Origin of the sequence: Morganella sp. HMSC11D09 (assembly GCF_001807955.1) — a bacterium.
GTDB classification, from domain to species: Bacteria; Pseudomonadota; Gammaproteobacteria; order Enterobacterales; family Enterobacteriaceae; genus Morganella; species Morganella morganii.
Genome location: NZ_KV791670.1, coordinates 1 through 1,989, shown reverse-complemented (window position 1 = coordinate 1,989; position 1,989 = coordinate 1). Strand labels below are relative to the sequence as shown.

The 1,989-nt window shown below is 56.2% G+C and carries 1 protein-coding gene and 1 pseudogene; one reads left to right on the top strand and one right to left on the bottom strand.

Annotated elements, in window-relative coordinates; translation table 11 throughout:
- Positions 1-1,268: pseudogene (locus HMPREF3119_RS06050) on the bottom strand (Tn3-like element Tn5403 family transposase); the annotation flags it as partial.
- Between the two features lie 94 nt (positions 1,269-1,362).
- On the opposite strand from HMPREF3119_RS06050, the gene HMPREF3119_RS06045 reads away from it, so the two are divergent.
- Positions 1,363-1,968, top strand: coding sequence for a recombinase family protein (locus tag HMPREF3119_RS06045; protein WP_000509966.1), 606 nt, complete (start codon positions 1,363-1,365; stop codon positions 1,966-1,968).
- Positions 1,969-1,989: the final 21 nt, after the last annotated feature.

Sequence of the window (1,989 nt, the reverse complement as noted above, 5' to 3'; positions counted from 1 at the left end):
CCTTTCATCTCTCCGATCGACAAAGCTGCTGCTACCAATGGTCCGGCGACCGGCGCGGCTTCGAGCTTCAGACAGCGCAACATGCGGGGCGCATAACGACGAAAGCGATGGTATCCCTGCCCGACATATGCAAGAGGCTCATCGGCTAGCGTGTTGCTGAGTTGAGTCCCTGTCGCTACCAGTTGAGCGAGCCGGTCCCATGCAACCGAACTGGCGACAGCCATCTCCAGCGGGGTTCCGTCACTGCGGGCCTCAAGCAACGAAGCTCCCAGCGCGGTGAAGGTACGGATCGTATCCGTGAGTGTGGCTTTAGAGCCGGAAATTGTTTCGTCATGCTGGCGCTTCGCTTCCCGCCAGGTTTTTCCTACGATCCTGTCATGGGTTTCGACTATGGCATCAGCAATCGCCGCTTCCCACTCCACAACACAGACGGCAAGGATCGCCCAGCGGCGGTCCGAAGTGATGTCACGCAAACCGTCGGTGAAGTAGCGTTCACCCTGCCGACGCAGCCGGGCAATGCGATGGGCAGGTATGCTGGCCAAAGCACTATGATTGATATTCAGGGTACGCAGAAATTCGAGCCTGTCGAGCAAACGGTTAGCAGCAGCCGAGTTGTTACCAACCTCGAAGTTGCGAAGCCAGATGAAACGACTGATATTGCCGGCGAGCATTTCACTCAGAAGTTTGTCCAGGTGATCGCGAACATCCGCTGTTAAATTTTCCGCAATCCGCGTTTCAATCCGCCGCTCAGCGGCGACCAGAGCATCCGCGCACAAGCGCTCGATTGTCGATACTGCGGGCAGAATGGTGGAAGTTTCCCGACACCGCACAATAAAACGATGAGCAAGATCCTCGTTTGATCTGGCATCTTCGGCCTGGCCGAAAGTCCACTCCCGCAGATCACGGGCACCACGGCCCGTGAAGGTCTTGTAGCCGTAAATTTCGCGCAGCGTGTCCATGTGCTGCTGACGGGTTTGGCGCCGTGTGGCATAAGTGAGAAGCGCATCAGCCGGAACTCCAAGCTGAGCACCGACGAAGGAAAGGACTTCACGCGGGATCATCTCACCAGGAGCCAGTGCACGGCCCGGATATCGTAAGGCACAAAGTTGCAGGGCAAAGCCAATCCTGTTTTCCGGTCTGCGGCGCTGCCTAATGTTTTCCAGGTCATCATCGCCCAGCGTGTAGAACTTCAGTAGCGACAGTTCGTCCGTGGGCAGATCGAACAGCGCTGCTCGCTGCCGTTCGGTGAAAATATGGCGTCGTGACATACAAATTCGTCCCTTTTGAAGTATAGTCTGTTTTGGACAACAGCCAGCCCATATAAATCAGGGCGTTCCGATACAAAAATCCAGGAGGGTTCAATTGGGACATCGTGCCGCCATTTACTGCCGGGTTTCAACAGCGGATCAGTCTTGTGAACGCCAGGAATTTGATCTGCGAGCCTTCGCCGGCCGTGCCGGCTACGACGTGGTGGGAATATTTAAGGAAACAGGTTCAGGAACTAAACTCGACCGGGCCGAGCGAAAGAAAGTCCTGGCGCTTGCCCAGTCCAGACAAATTGATGCAATCCTGGTCACTGAGCTTTCCCGGTGGGGGCGCTCGACGCTCGATCTGCTCAATACGCTACGTGAACTGGAGAACTGGAAGGTTTCCGTGATAGCCATGAATGGAATGGCGTTCGATCTTTCGTCGCCGTATGGACGAATGCTGGCGACGTTTCTTTCCGGCATTGCGGAGTTTGAGCGGGATCTCATCAGCGAGCGGGTCAAGTCAGGCCTTGCTGTTGCGAAGGCACGTGGTAAGAGGCTTGGTCGTCAGGCCGGAGTGCGACCAAAATCAGACCGACTTTTGCCTAAGGTGGTTGCGATGAGGGCCGAGGGACGCAGCTATCGCTGGATCGCACGCGAGCTCGGTATCAGCAAGAATACCGTCGCTGACATCGTGCAACGACACAGAGCTAACGCTTAGGGTGTCATTTCGCCCTCAGCC